The organism is Rheinheimera sediminis, from assembly GCF_004005375.1.
Classification (GTDB): Bacteria; Pseudomonadota; Gammaproteobacteria; order Enterobacterales; family Alteromonadaceae; genus Pararheinheimera.
Window position 1 is genome coordinate 1 of sequence record NZ_RZUF01000067.1, and the last position, 1464, is coordinate 1464.

Here is a 1464-nt window from a genome sequence, read left to right on the forward strand (position 1 = left end):
CCTCGCGCACTGCAAAGTGCGCGTCTTTTCTTTTCCCCTGTAAACCTACAACCGTCGCATTTTAGTTCTCGTTAGTGGTTGGCGATGTATCGCTCCAGTCACCCATCAGGATCAAGGCTTGGGACTCACTGCGTCCGGCCCCTGGCTACTTGTAGCCCCAGAAAACCCTCTGTTCTCCCACCAGTCCAATTGAATGCAGCTTGTGCTGCGACAGATCTATGGTTTTAAACCAACCCCTTTCTGGCTCTGGTGGCAGGCGATAGTACGGCAAACAAGGTAAAACAGCGCAGGCGTGCAATCAGATCATTGGTTTTACCAACCCCATTACGGCATCACCTGCGCTGTGTCGAACTCAGCTAAAGGCTCGTTTCACATCAAATGCCTCTCCGTTTTTGAGCATGTTGTAACTGGCTCTGGCCAGTTTGTGCGCCACCGCTTTCATCGCCACAACCTTTGGGCCTTTGCTGCATTTGCGCTGATAAAAGCGTCGGATATCTTCATTCGACGCAATCGCAAAATGCGAGGCTTCCATAAAGGCCCAACACAGATAACGGTTGCCACACTTGCGGTTGCCTTCGCCTTTTTTCTTCCCATTGGATTCTCGTTTTGAATCCACCATCCGGGCGTAGGAGGCATACTGTCCGCAGCTGTCAAACCGTTCGATGTCGCCGGTTTCCAGATAAATCGTCATCGACAGAATATCGCCCACCCCTGACATGGTTTTGAGCAACTGGAATTCTTTGTTCGGTTTGAGCTGGCGCAGTAGTTCGGATTCAACCACATCAATTTGCTGCTCCAAAGTGTGCATCACCGCCCAGTTGGCTTGGAGCGCCAGGCGCTGCTCTGGAAGTAATGGCAACTGGGCCAGTTGTTCTTCTGTCCATTTTTTAATGACCGGGCTGGCGGTATCCTGGCCACAATTACGGGCTAACAGGTTTTTAATAGAAAGGAGTTGTGTGGTTCTCTGGCGAACCAACTGAGCACGTTTACGGGCTAAATCCCGCAGCGCCCGTGGCTCTCGTGGATAAATATAGCCACAAGGCAACAATCCCAGCCGCAATAAATGAGCAAGGTGTCTGGCATCGGCCTTGTCGCCGCTGTACTTCAGACCATCATAAACCACCACGGCTGCGGTGTTCACCAGCCGCACTTCGTAACCTTCGGCTTGTAAAGCATCAACCAGCCAGTACCAGTTGTAGGTTGACTCTATCGCGACTGCTTCAATCTGCTCTTTGTACATGGCAAGCACTCCGAGAATACTTTGCACATCATTAGGTAAGCGTTTGGAATAAATAACTTTATCGTTGCTATCAAGAATAACCAGCACCAAATTGTTGGAGTGAAGGTCAATTCCGGCATAGAATTTCATAAGGCCTCCTTGGTAATAGACGTTTTTGACGGCAATCAAAAAATAGCTATTAACTCGGAGGCCATTCAAGGCCACTTAGGCTAGATGATTATCAG

The 1464-nt window shown here is 49.7% G+C and carries 1 protein-coding gene; it reads right to left on the minus strand.

Going from position 1 to position 1464, the window contains the following annotated elements:
* Positions 1–352: 352 nt before the first annotated feature.
* Positions 353–1369: an IS110 family RNA-guided transposase gene (locus EMM73_RS19755; RefSeq protein WP_127688473.1), complete on the minus strand. Its 1017-nt coding sequence runs from the start codon at positions 1367–1369 to the stop codon at positions 353–355.
* Positions 1370–1464 lie beyond the last annotated feature (95 nt).

Excerpts from the sequence above, each read along its gene's own strand:
- EMM73_RS19755 (WP_127688473.1), bottom strand. The coding sequence starts at position 1,369 with ATGAAATTCTATGCCGGAATTGACCTTCACTCCAACAATTTGGTGCTG.